Here is a 16,105-nt window from a genome sequence, read left to right as displayed (position 1 = left end):
TGTTAATTTACACTGTGCGCGCTGAGGGGATTGAACCCCCGACCCTTGTCACGTCAAGACAATGCTCTACCACTGAGCTAAGCGCGCAATCCTTGGTTTTGACCGATTATTCTTTCACAAAACTTTTTACTAAGATACACTAATTTTCTTTGTATCGCAACATGCCCACATCTTACAATACAAACTCCCTTATAGTCAGGATATGTTGGTCTTCCTTTTGTTCTTTTATCCTGAGAAACCGCCTGAAACGCGGCCAGAGGGAGACCTAGCTTCTCTGACCAATACTTTTTAATCATATTAGGATCTTGATCAGCCCTTAAATGTAGCTGGCATGTAATTTTATTTTTTTCAACTCTATAAAAATTTAACAACATAGCTACAAAAAACCTTAGAATGGTCGGGTCTGAATTGCCAATACCCGTATCCAAGCTCTTTTTGAATCCTTCGCCTAGATATAGCATTGCCAAAGCTAATTCGGAAACTGATCCATGTGGTAAATTGATCTGTTCCAAAGTTTTGTCCGCCTCGGCCTCGGCAAGCCTTAGTCGATTTTCTTTCTGCTTATTGTGCCAGATTACCGCCTTTTCGCGAGCCTTAACCAAGCCTAGTCTTCTATTTACCTCCAGTTTGTGCTCCTGCTGCGAAGACAGCCTGATTAGCCGAAACCACCCACTCAAGGTCGACCGAGGAATTTTAAGCCTCTTTTCTATTATTTTAATAGAGAGGCCATCCTGTCTAAGTTTAATGGCTCGAGGCTTTAATCCGTACCACTGTGATATCATTAGACCATTATATCATCAGTGGTTTCGTCACGGCAAATCAAAAAGCACGCTGGTGAAAAACTCCTTGTCTTTCGGATGAGTCAGATACTTTATCACTTCATATTTCGGGAACCAGCGGGCCTCGCTAATATCAGGCTCCCGGGGATCCAAATCATCGACTTGAGTCCGAAAAAGAAACATATCGATAGTCTTGTGGGTGTTCACATCCTCTTTCCCGTCGGAGCCAGTGCGGTAGCGCTGATAGGTCCCAAGCGGTTTAATATAATTCAAATCCTCCGGCTCAATTCCGGATTCTTCATAAATCTTTCTTTGCGCCGCATCCATGGCGCTTTCAGATTTCTCAAGCGGGCCTTTGGGTAACGACCAGCAAGCCCCGTCCTGACAAACCAAAAGCACTTCGCCTTTTGGGCCGATTACTACCCCGCCGGCACTATGAATCTCTTGCATATTTAGATTGTACTCCGATCTAAAGATCCCGCCAGTTAAAGTCAAATGTTAAGTCAACAGGTCCAAATTCAGGCCCGAACTGGGCCGTTTAAAATCTTCGGCAACATAATGACAAAGACAATCATCGCCAACAAAGCTACGCCGGCCGCAAACCCGAAGGCGTAGGCCGGGCCAAACACCCAAAGCATTCCGGCAATTGCCGAAGCTGGCAAGTAAATAATGCCGTTTACAAAATTCGACATCCCAATCGCCGTGGCGCGTCGGTCAGTCTCTAAATCCGAGATAAAAGCTTTGCTCTGCGCTTCATCAATCGTGTAAAAGAGTCCGAACAACAAAAACAAAACGATCACTTGCCACTTGTCTGTCGCGAAGACAAAACCGAGGGACATTAAAATGTAAATACCGTAGCCAAGAGCAATAATGTATTTCCGACCCAGCCAATCCCCCAACTTCCCGACCGGCACCGAGAAAATCACAAAAGAGATGTTGAACAGCGCAAAAAGCAAAGTGACATCCTTAATTTCAAAACCAAGGTCATAGGCACGAAGCAAAAGGAAACCGAAACTGAAATAGGCCAGAGAGAAAATTCCGGACGGGATAAGATAAAGCTTGAATCCCCGACTCAAATCTTTCCAGGCCTTGAAAATATTTTCTCGTTCGTGAGGCACTCCCGGCTGATCCTTCATCATGGCCAAGACGACAACCGAAAGCACGGCGCCAATGACAGCAATCAAAAAAATTAGACGGAAAGTGCCCAAGCCTTGACCCAACGACAACAACAGGAAGTAGGCAATGAGCGGACCGAGAATTGCTCCGGTCTTGTCCATGGCTTTATGCAAGCCGAAAGCATAACCCCGATTGGCCGGTTCAGCCACCGCCGAAAGCCAGGCGTCCTTTGGCGGCCCCCGAAAACTTTTACCCAGGCGCTCCACTACCCGAAAAGCCGAAAGCGCGGAGACCGAACTGCCAAACAAGAGCCCCACTTTGGCCAAGGCCGAGAAGCCATACCCGAAAAGCGCCAACGGCTTTCGTTTCCCCGACTTGTCAGATAGCCAGCCAGTAAAATAATCCAGAGACGAGGCCGAGAAGTCCGACAGGCCCTCAATTAGACCGAGGAGCGCCGTCGAGGCACCGGCGACGATAGTGAAAAATATTGAAAAAACCGAAAAAATCGCTTCGGAACTGATATCGGTCAGAAAGCTAACCACCCCAAGCTTCAAGACATCAGGATGAACATTCAAAAATCTTTTCTTGTTTTCCATATAGGCCAATTATATAGAAGCCGCCACTCTAAGACCAGCCACGATTATAGGGTTCTTAACTCTTTATATTCGTGTGCCCTATTCGTAAGGGTTCTTAACAAAAAGCCCCGCGCGTCAGAACGCGCGGGGCCGAAACTCCAACTTGCTAAGCTGTCACCTCAACCGAGGCGACCGCTTTCACCTTAGTCAAAGCCGGGTCAGAGGTGTTCACACGAATCACCCTCTGCACCGTATCGGCCATGCAGACCCGACAACGACAAATTGTTGTGGTGTTAAAGTGCTCCGAACCGTCGCCATTGCTGTGCCTCCGAACAATCTTGACATTTTGGCAGGTCGCGCACTCAAATTCAACCCACAAATTCATTCGGTCAATTCTTTTGGACCTGGGAACCGACCAGGAAGCGAATCTCTTTTTAGCCATACTTTTAGCCTTTCATAGTTTTGACGCCAAACCTAAATTCAGGTAGCACCCGAATCCGGCCATCGTTCTACCCCGCACCATACCCGAACAGACACCCCCTTGTCAAACCGACCAATCACCCCCCCCAGCCCCGCCGTCCCCGTCGGCGGGGCCACCAAACTCCCGAACGGCTCATTTAACCGTTAAATGAGCCGTTCTGCTTTAGAAGTGGGCGACCTAAATCTCTTGGGCGACTTTGTTTTCTTACGAGCGTAGCTAATTAGAAAACAAGAAGTACTCTCGTGATGCGGAGCGATTAGAGATTGGAAGTACTCTTGTGGTACCGTTCCAAAGCTAAATTTTCTCGACTAGTAGCCTGTTTCGCTCTATTACTTGCTTTCATAGAAAAACCCTTTTCCCGATTTAAAACAAGACCGAACCTTGTAGAGATTCTCTATTTTAGCTTTTTGCAAAAAGCTAAAATAGAGAAAGAAGGATATTATTCAAGGCGAAATTTCATCAGTCAATTTTACGATATATTTCACAAGGCCAGACAGCGCAGGATTTAAATTTTTATTGTGACTGCGGATTCATCCCCGCCCGCTTTGAGGCGGGGATGAATCCGCAGTGAGAATCGTGTGTTGGCGGAGCCGACACTACTACAACAAAGTTTGCCCGGTTGCCTCGCCTAATACCCCGCCCTGGTCCGCGGGGGAACAGCTATGCTGTGGGAATAGGACGAGGCCAAACTTTATTTTAAGCGCGACAGGTATTCCTCGGCCTCTCGGCTGTTGTTAAAAAATTTATATTCGTACTTCTCGGCTTCCCTTTTATAAAATTCTGCCTGCTCGACGAACCGAAGAGCCTCAATTTTCTGCAATTCTTCAGTCGCGCCCCAGCGAGGCCTGGCCCTAAGCCTTTCCAGGAGTTCATCAGAGGAAGTGTTTAGCAAAACAATTCCGTCAAAAGGCAAATCTCGCTTGGCCAGATGTGGCAGAATATTCACAGCTTCAAATGCGGCTGGACGGCCTGTCGCTATTATTTTTTTAATTTTTTCCAAGATGACCGGCCAAAATGCTTCTGACTGATTCACGAGATTCTGCCAATCTTGTTCGGGCGCTGTTGTATTCCAATATTCTTTTTCATCTTGATTAGAAAAGAAATCAACCCAAGGTCGGGTCTCCTTATTTTGCCATAACTCCTCTCGCCAACTATCAATATCAACATGTATTCCTCCAATCAACTCCGCAGTTTTCTTGGCCAACGTACTTTTTCCTGAATTTGGAGTGCCGGTGATAAATATGTATTTCATATTCACAAAGAATATCATAGGGCGCCACCATTCACACCCGACCCCGCCACACGGGGCCAAAGAGTGTGGCGGGGTCTCTCCAGAAACCAACGGCTCACCCAAATACCCGAACGGCTCATTTAACCGTTAAATGAGCCGTTCGGCTTTAGAAGTGAGCCGTTTGAAACTACTTTGATTGCCCGAGGCCGACCAGAATTTGAGCATTAGGTAAGGAAGCAAGAATTTCCCCCGGAACTGCAATTTTCGATTTTCTAATCCCGCTCCCGATAATTACGTAGTCTAAATCTGCCACAGCTTTATCAATCAAAATCGGCCAGTCATTCGGCAACCCAATTGGACAAATTCCACCATACTCCATGCGAGTTTTTTCTACCGCAAGTTCCATTGGGGCAAAGGAAACCTTGCGGGCATCCAAAGTCCGTCTAGCCAAGCCATTCACATCCGCTCGAGTATTACTTAAAATCACACAAGCTGCGTACCAAACTTTTTCGGCTCGTTTCGCCTCTAGAATCACACAATTAGCTACTATTCCGGCTTCATTTTTATATTTTTGACAGAATTGAGCTGTATCAGAAAATGACGGGTCAATCTCTACCACACCCACCGCCCCCTGTTGCGGCAAAGCTAACAGCGTTTGAGCGGTAGAATTGGCTAGTAAATCCTTGTGTGTGGCAGCTGAAAGAAAACTTAGTGTGCCTAATTTAATTTCCATTTGTTTATTCCTTAAATTTTTTCCAACAACTTCAGCCTACAGTTCCATCTTTTCTCTGATGGAGAATAATCTCATTATTGTCCGGGTCGCAAATCGTAGCTATAAAACACACTTCAGTCTCGCTCGGCTCCTCGCTGATTTTTACTCCTTTATCCTTCAGGGTTTTGACAAATTTATCAACATCATCAACGGCCAAAGCTACCGCTGAGCCGCCTTTGATTGGTTGCTTGTTTGCGTGGATTGCCAGAACAACATTTCCGGCATCAAACTCTCCCCAGTATCCACCATATTCGCTGACAAATTTGAGTCCCAACACATCACGGTAAAACTTAACCGCTCGCTCATAATCAGTCACATTGTATAAAACAAAATCAGTTCCTTTTATTTTCATGTCCTCAATATACTAAATTTTCTCGTAGAAAACACCTTGACCGATCTTTCCAACTTGCCTAATCCGGTTCTCCCTTTCCAACACTTCAAGATACCTCGTTGCCGTAGCATCAGATACCCGAAGCAATTTCTCTGCTTCGTCATTTGAAATTTTGCCTGCCCCGCGTAGCTTTAGCGTAGTGGGGACTTTTCCATCAAGTGCCGCCATAATTTTTTCAAGTTTCCTACTCTTGGTCTCTTGAATCTTGGCCCAAGCCTTCGGCAAATTGCCCCGATTAATCAGAGCTGCATTCTGGCCTGAAATCGGAACTGAAACAGGTGCAGAAACCTCTGGGGCCGGCCCCGCCGCCTCCGAAGTCGGCGGGGCGGAAGCCACCTCGGCCAAAGGTTGGCCCACCGGCAAATCCGAACTCGAAATGATATCTTTCACCCCCTCCAAATTTCCGCTTTCCCCAGAGCCTCCCACGGCCCCAGACGGCCCCTCAGGCGCCAATGTTCCACTTGGCGCCCCCACTTCAGGTGCAATTTCAGGTGGGGCCATTTCGGAGCTTGGGGTTACTACTTCCGGTTCAGGCGGAGGTATTGAGGTGTCGGTCGGAGTTTGTGTTTGTTCGTCGGACATAAGCCCCATTTTAGCACAAACAGACTTAGCCATGATTATTCCAAATCTTTTCTTCGGAAGGTTGCAACAATGACGCCCGACCCCCTTTATCTCTTTTACCCTAAATTGTCACATCCCCTCACTTACTCCGATGATGCAGAGCAAAGCACTCGCAAGGCTTGTTTCTCAATATCACTCTTTGCTCCTTGATGGTATTTATAAAAACAATTTGACCACCTTTACCTTTTGCAAGTTTCCTATCAAGCAATGACTGATGCTTATAGCCTCGCTTCTCCATCTCTTTTACCAACGCTTGATGTCTACCAAAAAGCGCGCGAGTTTTCCCTACCCACCTTTTAGTTTCCGGATGCTGAGAATACCCGCCCTTACCGCCGTGTTTGGTCAAAATATTCCAAAGACCATGAAGCTCCCGGTGTTCTCCCAGCAGGTGCTTTCTGCATAAATGTTTTGGGTGTATGTCCCAGACGCGCATAAATTGTTTACTTAAATATGTCCCCCCCGCAAGAACGGTTCTTGCGAGCCTATTTGCAATGCTCTTTATACTCTGGGTAATTTTCTCGAATCAGCATTTTCCACTCCGCAGTCTCGTTATGACCACTTAAGTCCGTCTTACCGTATACAAGCAATACGGACACGAACTGCTTGTCCTTATGCCAGGCAACAATACACCTATTGCCAGAGGACTTAGCCGATTCTCCACTTTTGGCCACAGTAAACTTCATCTTAATTATCTTTACGCCATCGACATCAGATATCGTCTCGGCCTTATCGGTGAGAAGCAGTGAATCTATATGCTCAAGCGAAAAAACAATCGCTCTAAGCGTGACATCCCAATGCTGGTTATACTTCTTAGCGAAACTACTTATGAAGTGCCTTTCAGCATATTTCTCAATCCGTACGGAATAATTACCTTGCATGACCATTTCAATCAGTACACCTTATCGGCGTCTTCCTGGGTTATCAATTCATAAGGTATCACTTCATTATCTCGACAAACAGTGTAAGGAAATTGATTGTGCGTAAAAGTAACAATATCTTGAGTGTTTTTGCCTCTCCATTTTTTGGCAATCCTCTCCATCAACTTCCTTTCCTCGGCAGAGATAGTTGTAATTTTCTCATTTTTATTACTTTCCGATTCCGTAATTAAGAAAACATCCTTTCCGTCCTCTTTCTTCCTTTCAATATTAATTTTTCCATCTTCCTCCAACTCATCGAGAACACGAAAAAAAGTATCGGGCACCGGACCGTAGGCAAATTTTTTATATTGCATTCCACTCATACTTTCTAGATGGTCATAGAACCACGCAAAATCTGCAAAATAAAGAAGTTTGGCAAGCTTAGTCTTTGTAACCCTTCCATTTCTAGAAATTGAAAGGTTCATCCTAAGGTAAGCAAGTATCATCTGCTTATATTTCTCAACATTTTCTATTGTTCCAGAGACTAGCTCGTTCAAGCCGATTCCAAAAAAGTTAGCAAGCTTTTGAGCCTCATCAAGATCGAGATTCTGTTTTTTCCCAGCTTCAATTGCCGTATACGTCGGGCGGGAGACCCCGATAGCTTGCGCGACTTGTTCCTGAGAAAGACCTTTTTTAAGACGAAATTCCTTAATTTTTTGTATATACTTGTTGGTCATACCAAAAAGTATATACAAAACTTGTAAAAAAATCAAGCAATTTCTGTTGATAACTTGACATCCAAAATGCGGGCCTTAGAATACAGATATTATTGCCCTATCGGCCCAGTGAGGCCCCGCCGTGGGACACGGCGGGGCCAAAAACTACAACCCGACCTCAATGAAAAACTGCTTAAGGTCAACAATTCCAATCTTTCCCCTTAATTCTGCTTCAATTTCAGCTTGAACTTCGATTTCCTCAATCCTCACTTTCTCCTCCTTACTGAATAGATAGTTATACAATTCCGGAGCTCTGACAAAAATATCATTAATTTTTTCACCGAGACTTTTAGAGTCTTTAATCCCTTTAATCTTCATATACTCGTCAACTAATATCTCGTTGAAGAGATACCCAACATCAAACATTCGCCTCCGCCTAGCCTCGGCCACAGCCAAAGTCTTAAAACCATGTTCCTTGCGATAGGCCTCTACCGCGCATCGTTCACAGATGTGATGGATCTTACCCTTCTTGTCCTTAAAACCACTGCCGATATGCACAATATTTTGGAGGAGGCAATACGCGCAAGTAATTCCAGAGGGTCCGCCTTCCGGTTTTTCATTTTTATCGGAGAGACGATAGTATTTCAAAACAATCCCTGCCAAAACTTTTTCTTTGCCTTTTTTCATAAATTATTAACTTAAATATGTCCCCCTCACAAGAACGGTTCTCACGAGCCTCTTGGGGACATCTTCACCTAGTGGTTGTGGCGAGCGTTCGCCCCTTAAATATTTTTTCCTTTTTCCACTCATCCTGCCCTTTTTTGGCTTCTTGTTTATAAATTCAATCAGAGCTTTGCCAAGACCTTCAATGACACCGACAACTAACGCATTTCCCATAATAAACGCCCTCTTTGTATCTGGAGTAATCTTCCCGTTATGCATAAATTTTGTGTGGCCTTCCGGAAACATATTCAACCTCTCAAGCTCCTCTGAGGTCAATCTACGCAACTTACCGGTCTTTGTTTTTATCACATGCTTGAATCTGGAAGGTGAGATACCTCCTTCACCGGTCACAATTGTTCGGGACGGCTTTTCAAGAGAATCGGGAAAGACCATAGAGCCTTCTGAATAATCATAGGTAAAACCTCCCTTACTTTTTCGGGCCTCCTTCTTCCCTCCCTTCAAATATTTCCATGTTGGCAAATCTTTTTTATCAATGAAAAATTCTTTTTGTATTTTTTTCTCATCCGGCTCAATAATATCCTTCAAAATAATAAATTTGCCGTCATAATCAGGGGTAACTTTGTACGTATAAACTTCACCATTTATCATGATGCCAGAAATTTCAAAAGGACTTTTTTGGGGACTGCCCATTGAAAAATTTTTAGTTAATTTTACGAGATCTTTTTCCAATGTGAATTTATTTTTATTTAGGACTATATTTTTTACCGGAAAAGCCTTGGCGGTAACCCCGTCTTTATTTATCCATCTTTCCTTATCTTCTTGCGCTTCGAGATTTTTATAAATTTCCGTGCCTTTTTTATAGCCCAAAATATAGACTCTCCTTCTTCTTTGAGGCATCCCGTATTCTGCGGCGTTTATGACCCTCCACTCAACGGCATAGCCCAAATTATTAAGTGAGGAAAGCATCACAGCAAAATCACGACCTCTTTGTACTGATGGGGATTTGAGCAGACGGTCGACGTTCTCCAATAAAAGGAACGAAGGGGCCTTTTTACCTTTCCTTTGAAGAATATTGTATATTGACCACCACAAAACACCCTTTTTCCCTTCTAAGCCCTTCGCCTGACTTAATGTCCTAGCTACTGAGTAATCTTGACAAGGAAATCCTCCGACTAAAAGATCATGGTCTCGAATTTCGTGGAATTTATTATCAATAATTTTTTGAATATCCTCATTCGAGTGTCCATCTTTACCAAAATTTACTTCATAGATTTGAGAAGCATGCTGAGTACTTGCACCCGGTTCCCACTGACTACTCCAAACTACCTCATACCTGATGTGCCCATTATTTCTTGTAGCAGTCTCCAAACCAACACGAAAGCCACCTACGCCTGCAAACAGTTCAACAACTCGAATTCTTTTCATGTTCCCATTCTAACAAATAGAGATAAAAAGATCAATCTTGATCTTGACTGTTTTCTATGGCTTGCTGTATATATTTAGCGTTTAACCAGAAACAGCGCTTCATTTCTAATGTTTTTTGAGGTGTTTCTATTGTGTCCGTAGAATCTTTCCCGTGCGGGCGAACATGTGCAACCTTACTATCTTTAATTTTTGGTAATTCGTCATATCTTCCATCATTAATACAATCAACAGTTTTTTTCCAAACATTTTCTGCTTCAGCAATATCTTTCATTGGGAAATTCCAAAACATAGTTTTTTTGAGTAGTATGTCACCACTTCCTTTTTGTTTTTGAAACACAACGAATAAGAATTTTTTAGTCTCAAGTTGCAGGTGAAAATCAGCCATTGATTCTTCTTCGTCATCATTCCAAATTTGGATCATTAAATCTTTATAATCAAACGCAGGGAATGACATAGATTCCCTGAGTGTTCCACTAGATTCAAGTGTTATTACTTTAAGAGTTATATTAGCCTTTTCTAGTTCCTCAATATTATTTGAATTAACACCAAGAATCCTATTAACAATCAATCTCTTATAACTTTTTGCTTTTGTGCCAAGATTTGAGCCAAGTTTCTTAAGTATCTCTTTATCAGTTTTTCCTATAAATGCAGAAAATTTTTCCTTAATTAAATCTTCGATGGTTTCAATCCGTCTCTGTTTCTTAAAAATTGAATCCGTATTTGTTTTTTCGCCAAGTAGTTTTGTTTTAATTAGGTAATTTATATATTGTTGTTTGAAGGAAAATGCACGAGGTTTTGCAGGTGCACGATTCATTGGCTGGTCTCTTACAACTCTACTGTTCGCAGCCTTCGTACAAGCACCAAGATAATAGGTATCGCCTTCAGATAGAAGATGCGCTTCTCCTCGTTTTATTTTAGAAACAATATACTCCCAATCTTTCTGAATTTGAAAAACATCCTCATTGGAAATATCTTCTAGTAAATTCAATAAATGAACAAATTTAAATTCATAATCAAGAATGCTCTTATTTTCTATCCATAAGTAAAACATTAATAACAGTGACTTGTTTTTCTTCAAGAAAGAGCTTAGCTTCCATGTTTCATTTACAACAGTGTCGTAGTTAATCATCGAAAAAACTAATCTTTCCTTTGAAACCAATTTGTTATTGCTATGTTTCTTTAGCGGAGTTGTTTTAAGTTCAACTTCTGCAATTTTAAAATCTGGCTCGCTAATATTTCCTGGATTAATGTCGAAAAAGTATTTTTCTACCAAATCACCCAAGAAGCCTTTGCGCTTCATTCCGTATTCTCCAATTTGGGCCTCAATAATTCCGATTGCTTCTGTAGAGATAGCTCTACGCAAAGATTTATGCAAAATTGTTTCTGCTTTCTCCAAAACTTGCTCTTTTGTTTGATACATTTTTGTCATCGAAATGAAAAAGTTAGTTATTTAAAAAAGTTACAAATTCTGTATTATGAACAACAGACAGTTTACCTTCTTTTAACTGGCGTAGAACTTCAAGAGGTTTTTTAAACTTGCCTGTAACTGGAACTTTATCAAATCTAATATACGTCTCAAGGTCTATCGGGAAGTCTTTAATGTCTACGGTGAATAAATTTTTTGCATCTACAACAGCTTTATTCCAAGCTTTATGGTTTGCTGAAGTATCACCATCTTTATCAAACATAACGGAATGCTTGATGCCAAACTGCTCACATAGTTTCATAAAATTAGGCAAGTTGCTTTTATTCCCACAATCAACTATGTATGAATTTTTATCAAGGCTATTTTCTCTCGTAAGATAATTTAAGAAGGCTTTATCAGATGGGCCTTCCACTAGAATAACCTTATCAACAAAAAACATAGTATTACGATCAGGGTTAAGCCAAAGTACAAAATCAAAATCTGGTGCATTTGTTTTAAGATTATTCAAAAAAATTTCTGTTGCACTGTACTTAGTAGAAATACCAGAATTTTTTACAAATCTTGATACACATTTTAGAGATTCATTTTTTGCACTAATGAGATTGGGTGAATGCGTACAAATAAGTACCTGGCTGTTATTGGTCTTAGAAAGATCTTCAAGATTTCTTAACAACTTACACTCTTGATCATAATGAAGAAGTGCCTCCGGTTCCTCATACAAGAGAAGGGTTATCTCACCGCTAAATTTCTTTTTATCAGTCTTTATTTTTTTGCTTTCTATCTCAGCCCACAAAAGAAGTAGGTTATTTACAATCGAACGTTGGGCACCTGAACCAAGATTCATTGGGTCTTCTTCAACCCCTGTTTCATTTGAAATTAATCTTAGTTTGGCTCCCGACAAAATAATGTCTTCCGGAGAAGGAGCGGAAATTGTTATTTGAGATTTTAAACCCCAACCACTAAGTCGGTTTGATAAATTTTCTTCAATCTCAGTCACACTTCTAAATTCGCCAGTCGCTTTAACTGGACTCTTTAAATCATTCGCAAATTCCTCAGTATTTTTAATAAGATTATTCCACGAAGGAAGGTCTGTAAGCGTCTCTGTAAGTATTCGACTTATTAGTTTTGAAAATAGGGATGATTTTGTCTTTTTTAATTCCTCCCCTAAATCTTTAACAGCGGGGATATAAATAACCGTTCCTAATTTTCCCACAGCAACGTTTTTTGCTCCAAAAAATTCTTCCTCTACTTCCTTTATTTCACTAGTTGTCGAATCTTTAGTAAATCCGTGTGATTCACCCTTCAAAGAATCTCTCGCATATCTTTTGACTACAGAAAGAATATTATTGGGTAATTTGTATTGCTCAGGAAGCTGTAAGAATTCATCGTCGGAAAGCTTATACTCCATAGTAATCTCTATTGGCTTATTGGAACCATCTGCTCGGCAAAAGTCCTCGGCTTTCACATCATATTCACCATAAAAAGCTCTGATTGCATGCATTACTGATGATTTGCCGGCATTGTTTTGACCGACGAATGTCCACACATCATCAAGGGGTCCAGTTATTTCAACTTCTTTGATTGAGCGGAAATTATTTATTTTTATTGATTTTATTTTCATACAATTACTTTCTTACACTTCAATCTTTGACCACGAATCATTTACTACAATAATATGATCAATTATTTTAATATCTAGAATTTTCCCAGCATGAATTAATTTTTTTGTTATCTCAATATCGGCTTGCGAGGGTTCCAAATCTCCAGAGGGATGATTGTGAGCAATAATAACTGAAGAAGCATTATTTTTTATTGCACCCTCAAATACTTCTCTAGGGTGAACAAGGCTTTCATTTAAAGTTCCAACTGAAATAATTTCTTTTTTTATCTCTTGATTTCTACTATCTAGATAAAAAACTACAAAATGCTCTTTTTTGCTTCCCCTAATATCTTCCATTCGTTCCCAAACATCTTTAGAAGAAAGTAGAATTGATGATTTTTTACCTTTCAACATTCGTCTTCCAAGCTCAAAACAAGCAATAATCTCACAAGCCTTTACTGGCCCCAACCCGTGGATTGTCTTTAATTCGTCAATTGTGATATTAATAAATTTTTCATTTTCGAATTTTTGTAAAATCTTTTGCGCTAATTTTAAAACATTTAAATCTTTTGTACCTGTTCGAAGTAGAATTGCCAAAAGTTCAGCGTCGGATAATTTACCTGCGCCATACTTTTGCAGCTTTTCTCTTGGCCTATCAATTTTTTGAAGATCCTTGATCTTGGTCATAAATTTCTTTTCCCAAACCTATTGGCTATTGGCTAGTGGCTATAACCTATTCTAGCCCCACATTTTTCGGTGACCGAACGTCGAGTGAGGAAATACTGAGGTCAGTAGACCGAATGTGACAAACGGCAACGAAAGCGTCTTTCCGCACTTTTTACTTTACACTTTCAACTTTTCACTTACTTCCTCCCACCCGCCGGAACCAAAGCCTTAAGCCACGGCAAAGAATCCTCAATCATCAAGAGCCAAATCCCGGCGATTACATAAGTCGAGCCGGCTATAAAAAGCCGGCGAGTCCAACTCACCTCCCACGCCTTATCCATCTCCACCCTTTGGTTTCTGATTTTGATATCCTCAATTTCCTTTCCAATATCCATATAATATTTTAGCCACTAACTTCTGACCGAGCGTCGAGCGAGGGAATACTGAGCGCAGCAGCGCGAACGTGCTATCCCTAATTTCCAAAATTTCTTTTTCAATCTCCATACCTATATCTTAAATCCTGAATCTTGAACCTGCCTGCCGGTAGGTAGGTCTTGAATCACAGACCCCAGATCTACCCACCAAATATACGCCCAAAACCCCCGCTTTACAATCACCCAAACCCCCACCTCCACCCCGCCACCATCACCCCTTTCCCTCCCCTTTCTCTCTTCTTTTTCTTTTCTTCTCTTCTTTCCTTCCCCACTCTCTCTCCTACTTCTCCACTCCCCTTTCTCTATTTTAGCTTTTTGCAAAATGCTAGAATGCCCTCAGCTCGAGGTGTTAATTTGTGAAGTACAAACGGTCCGTTGCTACGCTTCATCAACAAACCGGCAATACTCATTTTACGGATGTGGTCCGAAACGTTCATATACCCGATTCCCAACTTATCCGCCACATCAATAACCGATAATTCTGGCTCTGCTTGGAGCAACTCAAGAATCTTGAGACGATTGTGATTGGCAAAACCTTTCACAATTCTTTCGACTATTCGATAATTAATCGCCATCCAAAAATTATACACCACAACCTCCCATTTCTCTATTCTAGCTTTTTGCAAAAAGCTAGAATAGAACGGCCCGATTTATTAGTGATCCTACGGGGAGATTCGACCCTTACAGGGTCAGTACCCTGTTTGGATTTTTCTTACGCTTCAGAAGCTTAGAAAAATACTCAAACAGGCTTCGACTCCCCGACGCAGAGCGTTTAGCTCTGCTTAGGGTCACAACGCAAAACCGCCTCTCGGCGGTTGCGCATTTGCGTTGTGACCCTACGGGGAGTCGAACCCCGATTACAGCCTTGAAAAGGCCGTGTCCTAACCACTAGACGATAGGGCCAATATTTTATTATCAAACTAAACCGGGTTCGACTCCTTTGAGTCGGTCACAGATATTTTTCTGCTGAAAAATTCTGCGACCCCGCCTCACTCGCCTTCGCTCGCTCCGGCCTTGCGCTTGGGTCCCACCCCAAGCTCACCCCTCTACAGCCTTGAAAAGGCCGTGTCCTAACCATTAGACGATAGGGCCAGCATTTAGTTGGTAGTGTGTAGTGGGTAGTTTGTAGTTAAGGATTGAGAAAAGACAGAGCTAACTACAACACAGAGAGCATAGCATTTTTTGCGAAAATCGCAAAAATTTATACAATCAGCATCTTGCCTGAGACGTTGATAGATGTATGCTACAATTGTTTTATGCTTAGATATTTTTTCACTCAAGAAGACCTGGATCAAATATTTACGCCCCTAAAGCACACCTACGGTTCATGGTCAAAGCTGGCAAAGGATTACGGTATCTCAACACGTAGCCTTCAAGACTGGCGAAATAGCAGAACTGCTCTACCTGAAAATTTTATCAAGTCAGTTTCGACTAAATTGCCATTCAGTTTACCGAGGCCAGCAAGAAAAATTGACGAATCAAAAATTAAGTCAACGAACGGAAAAATTGGCGGGCTGACGAGACAGGCTTTGTACGGCAACCCGGGAACAGCGGATGGTCGAAGACTTGGCGGGATTAGATCATCTGAAACCATGAGAGCCCAAGGTGTAACTTTTTTCTCACCTCTCGCTATCAAAGAGCCTGACCACTCGGTCAGGCTGGCCGAACTTATTGGTATAATCTTAGGTGACGGCGGAATGACAAGAAGACAGATCGTAATTACTCTGCACAAAATTGATGATGAACAATACTCTAAATATGTCGCGGATCTTATCAAAAAGGTCTTCGACATAAAACCTTCATTGGTATATCGGAAAAACACAAACGTCATAGACGTTATCGTATCGAGAACATTGGCAGTAAATTACTTATGTAAAATGGGCTTGTCGCCCGGAAGTAAGGTCAGGGAACAGGTCAAGGTGCCATCTTGGATTTCTAAATCTGACAACTACAGAAAGGCTTGCCTAAGAGGACTGTTCGACACAGACGGTTGTTTTTACGTTGATAGACATTTTATTAAAAATAAACTATATTTTCACAGTGGGATGAATTTTACAAATAGATCTTTACCGATCTTAGGCTTTTTCAAGGAGTCACTTGAGCATCTAGGTTTTCACCCAACCCAGAAGACCCGATTCGCAATTTTTTGGAGACGGGAAAAGGAAATAAAAAGATACCTGGATAAAATCGGGTCTTCAAATCCTAAAATCTGGAATAGGTATCGTAAATTTATGGAAGGGTACCGAAGTGGTTATAACGGCACCGACTCGAAATCGGTTGGGGGCGTAAGCCCCACGCGAGTTCGAATCTCGCCCCTTCCGCCAAAATTCG

The 16,105-nt window shown here is 41.9% G+C and carries 19 protein-coding genes and 3 tRNA genes; 1 reads left to right on the top strand and 21 read right to left on the bottom strand.

What is annotated here, in order from left to right:
- Window positions 1-15: 15 nt before the first annotated feature.
- From WCT25_02705 to WCT25_02605, 21 genes are all read right to left on the bottom strand, one after another.
- Window positions 16-87 (bottom strand) — tRNA-Val (locus WCT25_02705).
- Window positions 78-782, bottom strand: coding sequence for a hypothetical protein (locus WCT25_02700; GenBank protein MFA6536318.1), 705 nt, complete (start codon window positions 780-782; stop codon window positions 78-80). The genes WCT25_02705 and WCT25_02700 overlap by 10 nt, the downstream gene beginning before the upstream one ends.
- Before the next feature lie 27 nt (window positions 783-809).
- Window positions 810-1,229 (bottom strand): NUDIX domain-containing protein, encoded by a 420-nt coding sequence (locus WCT25_02695; GenBank protein ID MFA6536317.1) that lies wholly within the window; start codon window positions 1,227-1,229, stop codon window positions 810-812.
- Between the two features lie 68 nt (window positions 1,230-1,297).
- The gene (locus WCT25_02690; GenBank protein MFA6536316.1) at window positions 1,298-2,491 is read right to left on the bottom strand and encodes an MFS transporter; all 1,194 of its coding nucleotides are present in this window, start codon (window positions 2,489-2,491) and stop codon (window positions 1,298-1,300) included.
- Between the two features lie 145 nt (window positions 2,492-2,636).
- Window positions 2,637-2,912, bottom strand: a complete 276-nt coding sequence (locus WCT25_02685; GenBank protein MFA6536315.1) for a hypothetical protein — start codon at window positions 2,910-2,912, stop codon at window positions 2,637-2,639.
- 730 nt (window positions 2,913-3,642) lie between these two features.
- Window positions 3,643-4,203: an AAA family ATPase gene (locus tag WCT25_02680; GenBank protein MFA6536314.1), complete on the bottom strand. Its 561-nt coding sequence runs from the start codon at window positions 4,201-4,203 to the stop codon at window positions 3,643-3,645.
- A 166-nt stretch (window positions 4,204-4,369) separates the two neighbouring features.
- Window positions 4,370-4,915 carry a YbaK/EbsC family protein gene (locus WCT25_02675; protein ID MFA6536313.1) on the bottom strand — a complete coding sequence of 182 codons (546 nt, stop codon included), beginning with the start codon at window positions 4,913-4,915 and terminating at the stop codon, window positions 4,370-4,372.
- A gap of 31 nt (window positions 4,916-4,946) precedes the next feature.
- Window positions 4,947-5,306 (bottom strand): VOC family protein, encoded by a 360-nt coding sequence (locus WCT25_02670; GenBank protein ID MFA6536312.1) that lies wholly within the window; start codon window positions 5,304-5,306, stop codon window positions 4,947-4,949.
- Between the two features lie 12 nt (window positions 5,307-5,318).
- A complete protein-coding gene (locus tag WCT25_02665) occupies window positions 5,319-5,927 on the bottom strand; it encodes a hypothetical protein (protein MFA6536311.1) in 609 nt (202 codons plus the stop codon).
- A gap of 118 nt (window positions 5,928-6,045) precedes the next feature.
- Entirely contained in the window at window positions 6,046-6,399 is a 354-nt protein-coding gene (locus tag WCT25_02660) for a pyrimidine dimer DNA glycosylase/endonuclease V (GenBank protein ID MFA6536310.1), read from the bottom strand.
- A gap of 49 nt (window positions 6,400-6,448) precedes the next feature.
- Window positions 6,449-6,844: a hypothetical protein gene (locus WCT25_02655; protein MFA6536309.1), complete on the bottom strand. Its 396-nt coding sequence runs from the start codon at window positions 6,842-6,844 to the stop codon at window positions 6,449-6,451.
- 11 nt (window positions 6,845-6,855) lie between these two features.
- Complete coding sequence (locus tag WCT25_02650; GenBank protein MFA6536308.1) at window positions 6,856-7,560, bottom strand: helix-turn-helix domain-containing protein; 705 nt, start codon at window positions 7,558-7,560, stop codon at window positions 6,856-6,858.
- 144 nt (window positions 7,561-7,704) lie between these two features.
- The gene (locus tag WCT25_02645) at window positions 7,705-8,226 is read right to left on the bottom strand and encodes a hypothetical protein (GenBank protein ID MFA6536307.1); all 522 of its coding nucleotides are present in this window, start codon (window positions 8,224-8,226) and stop codon (window positions 7,705-7,707) included.
- A gap of 6 nt (window positions 8,227-8,232) precedes the next feature.
- Window positions 8,233-9,648 carry a DNA (cytosine-5-)-methyltransferase gene (gene dcm, locus WCT25_02640; protein MFA6536306.1) on the bottom strand — a complete coding sequence of 472 codons (1,416 nt, stop codon included), beginning with the start codon at window positions 9,646-9,648 and terminating at the stop codon, window positions 8,233-8,235.
- Between the two features lie 31 nt (window positions 9,649-9,679).
- Window positions 9,680-11,068 (bottom strand): Sau3AI family type II restriction endonuclease, encoded by a 1,389-nt coding sequence (locus WCT25_02635; protein ID MFA6536305.1) that lies wholly within the window; start codon window positions 11,066-11,068, stop codon window positions 9,680-9,682.
- Between the two features lie 22 nt (window positions 11,069-11,090).
- The gene (locus WCT25_02630; GenBank protein MFA6536304.1) at window positions 11,091-12,695 is read right to left on the bottom strand and encodes an AAA family ATPase; all 1,605 of its coding nucleotides are present in this window, start codon (window positions 12,693-12,695) and stop codon (window positions 11,091-11,093) included.
- Window positions 12,696-12,707: 12 nt separating this feature from the next.
- Window positions 12,708-13,361, bottom strand: coding sequence for a DNA repair protein RadC (gene radC, locus WCT25_02625; protein ID MFA6536303.1), 654 nt, complete (start codon window positions 13,359-13,361; stop codon window positions 12,708-12,710).
- Window positions 13,362-13,537: 176 nt separating this feature from the next.
- Entirely contained in the window at window positions 13,538-13,735 is a 198-nt protein-coding gene (locus WCT25_02620) for a hypothetical protein (GenBank protein MFA6536302.1), read from the bottom strand.
- Between the two features lie 111 nt (window positions 13,736-13,846).
- The gene (locus WCT25_02615) at window positions 13,847-14,095 is read right to left on the bottom strand and encodes a hypothetical protein (GenBank protein MFA6536301.1); all 249 of its coding nucleotides are present in this window, start codon (window positions 14,093-14,095) and stop codon (window positions 13,847-13,849) included.
- Window positions 14,077-14,349 carry a winged helix-turn-helix domain-containing protein gene (locus WCT25_02610; protein ID MFA6536300.1) on the bottom strand — a complete coding sequence of 91 codons (273 nt, stop codon included), beginning with the start codon at window positions 14,347-14,349 and terminating at the stop codon, window positions 14,077-14,079. Before WCT25_02610 ends, WCT25_02615 begins: the two co-directional genes overlap by 19 nt.
- Window positions 14,350-14,605: 256 nt before the next feature.
- Window positions 14,606-14,677 (bottom strand) — tRNA-Glu (locus tag WCT25_02605).
- A 1,330-nt stretch (window positions 14,678-16,007) separates the two neighbouring features.
- Here WCT25_02605 and WCT25_02600 point away from each other — a divergent pair.
- Window positions 16,008-16,098: transfer RNA gene (locus WCT25_02600), tRNA-Ser, on the top strand.
- Window positions 16,099-16,105 lie beyond the last annotated feature (7 nt).

This window comes from Candidatus Paceibacterota bacterium (genome assembly GCA_041666545.1).
In the GTDB taxonomy this organism is placed as follows: Bacteria; Patescibacteriota; Minisyncoccia; order Phycocordibacterales; family JBAYGS01; genus JBAYGS01.
Note: the sequence above shows the minus strand (reverse complement) of the source record. Positions and strands in the feature narration are given on the sequence as shown.

What these genes read in the sequence shown, in the direction of transcription:
- WCT25_02655 (MFA6536309.1), bottom strand. Translation starts at nt 6,844, where the DNA reads ATGCAAGGTAATTATTCCGTACGGATTGAGAAATATGCTGAAAGGCAC.
- dcm (MFA6536306.1), bottom strand. Translation starts at nt 9,648, where the DNA reads ATGAAAAGAATTCGAGTTGTTGAACTGTTTGCAGGCGTAGGTGGCTTT.
- radC (MFA6536303.1), bottom strand. Translation starts at nt 13,361, where the DNA reads ATGACCAAGATCAAGGATCTTCAAAAAATTGATAGGCCAAGAGAAAAG.
- WCT25_02610 (MFA6536300.1), bottom strand. Translation starts at nt 14,349, where the DNA reads ATGGCGATTAATTATCGAATAGTCGAAAGAATTGTGAAAGGTTTTGCC.
- WCT25_02635 (MFA6536305.1), bottom strand. Translation starts at nt 11,068, where the DNA reads ATGTATCAAACAAAAGAGCAAGTTTTGGAGAAAGCAGAAACAATTTTG.
- WCT25_02650 (MFA6536308.1), bottom strand. Translation starts at nt 7,560, where the DNA reads ATGACCAACAAGTATATACAAAAAATTAAGGAATTTCGTCTTAAAAAA.
- WCT25_02690 (MFA6536316.1), bottom strand. Translation starts at nt 2,491, where the DNA reads ATGGAAAACAAGAAAAGATTTTTGAATGTTCATCCTGATGTCTTGAAG.
- WCT25_02645 (MFA6536307.1), bottom strand. Translation starts at nt 8,226, where the DNA reads ATGAAAAAAGGCAAAGAAAAAGTTTTGGCAGGGATTGTTTTGAAATAC.
- WCT25_02665 (MFA6536311.1), bottom strand. Translation starts at nt 5,927, where the DNA reads ATGTCCGACGAACAAACACAAACTCCGACCGACACCTCAATACCTCCG.
- WCT25_02675 (MFA6536313.1), bottom strand. Translation starts at nt 4,915, where the DNA reads ATGGAAATTAAATTAGGCACACTAAGTTTTCTTTCAGCTGCCACACAC.
- WCT25_02700 (MFA6536318.1), bottom strand. Translation starts at nt 782, where the DNA reads ATGATATCACAGTGGTACGGATTAAAGCCTCGAGCCATTAAACTTAGA.
- WCT25_02685 (MFA6536315.1), bottom strand. Translation starts at nt 2,912, where the DNA reads ATGGCTAAAAAGAGATTCGCTTCCTGGTCGGTTCCCAGGTCCAAAAGA.
- WCT25_02695 (MFA6536317.1), bottom strand. Translation starts at nt 1,229, where the DNA reads ATGCAAGAGATTCATAGTGCCGGCGGGGTAGTAATCGGCCCAAAAGGC.
- WCT25_02620 (MFA6536302.1), bottom strand. Translation starts at nt 13,735, where the DNA reads ATGGATATTGGAAAGGAAATTGAGGATATCAAAATCAGAAACCAAAGG.
- WCT25_02670 (MFA6536312.1), bottom strand. Translation starts at nt 5,306, where the DNA reads ATGAAAATAAAAGGAACTGATTTTGTTTTATACAATGTGACTGATTAT.
- WCT25_02680 (MFA6536314.1), bottom strand. Translation starts at nt 4,203, where the DNA reads ATGAAATACATATTTATCACCGGCACTCCAAATTCAGGAAAAAGTACG.
- WCT25_02660 (MFA6536310.1), bottom strand. Translation starts at nt 6,399, where the DNA reads ATGCGCGTCTGGGACATACACCCAAAACATTTATGCAGAAAGCACCTG.
- WCT25_02630 (MFA6536304.1), bottom strand. Translation starts at nt 12,695, where the DNA reads ATGAAAATAAAATCAATAAAAATAAATAATTTCCGCTCAATCAAAGAA.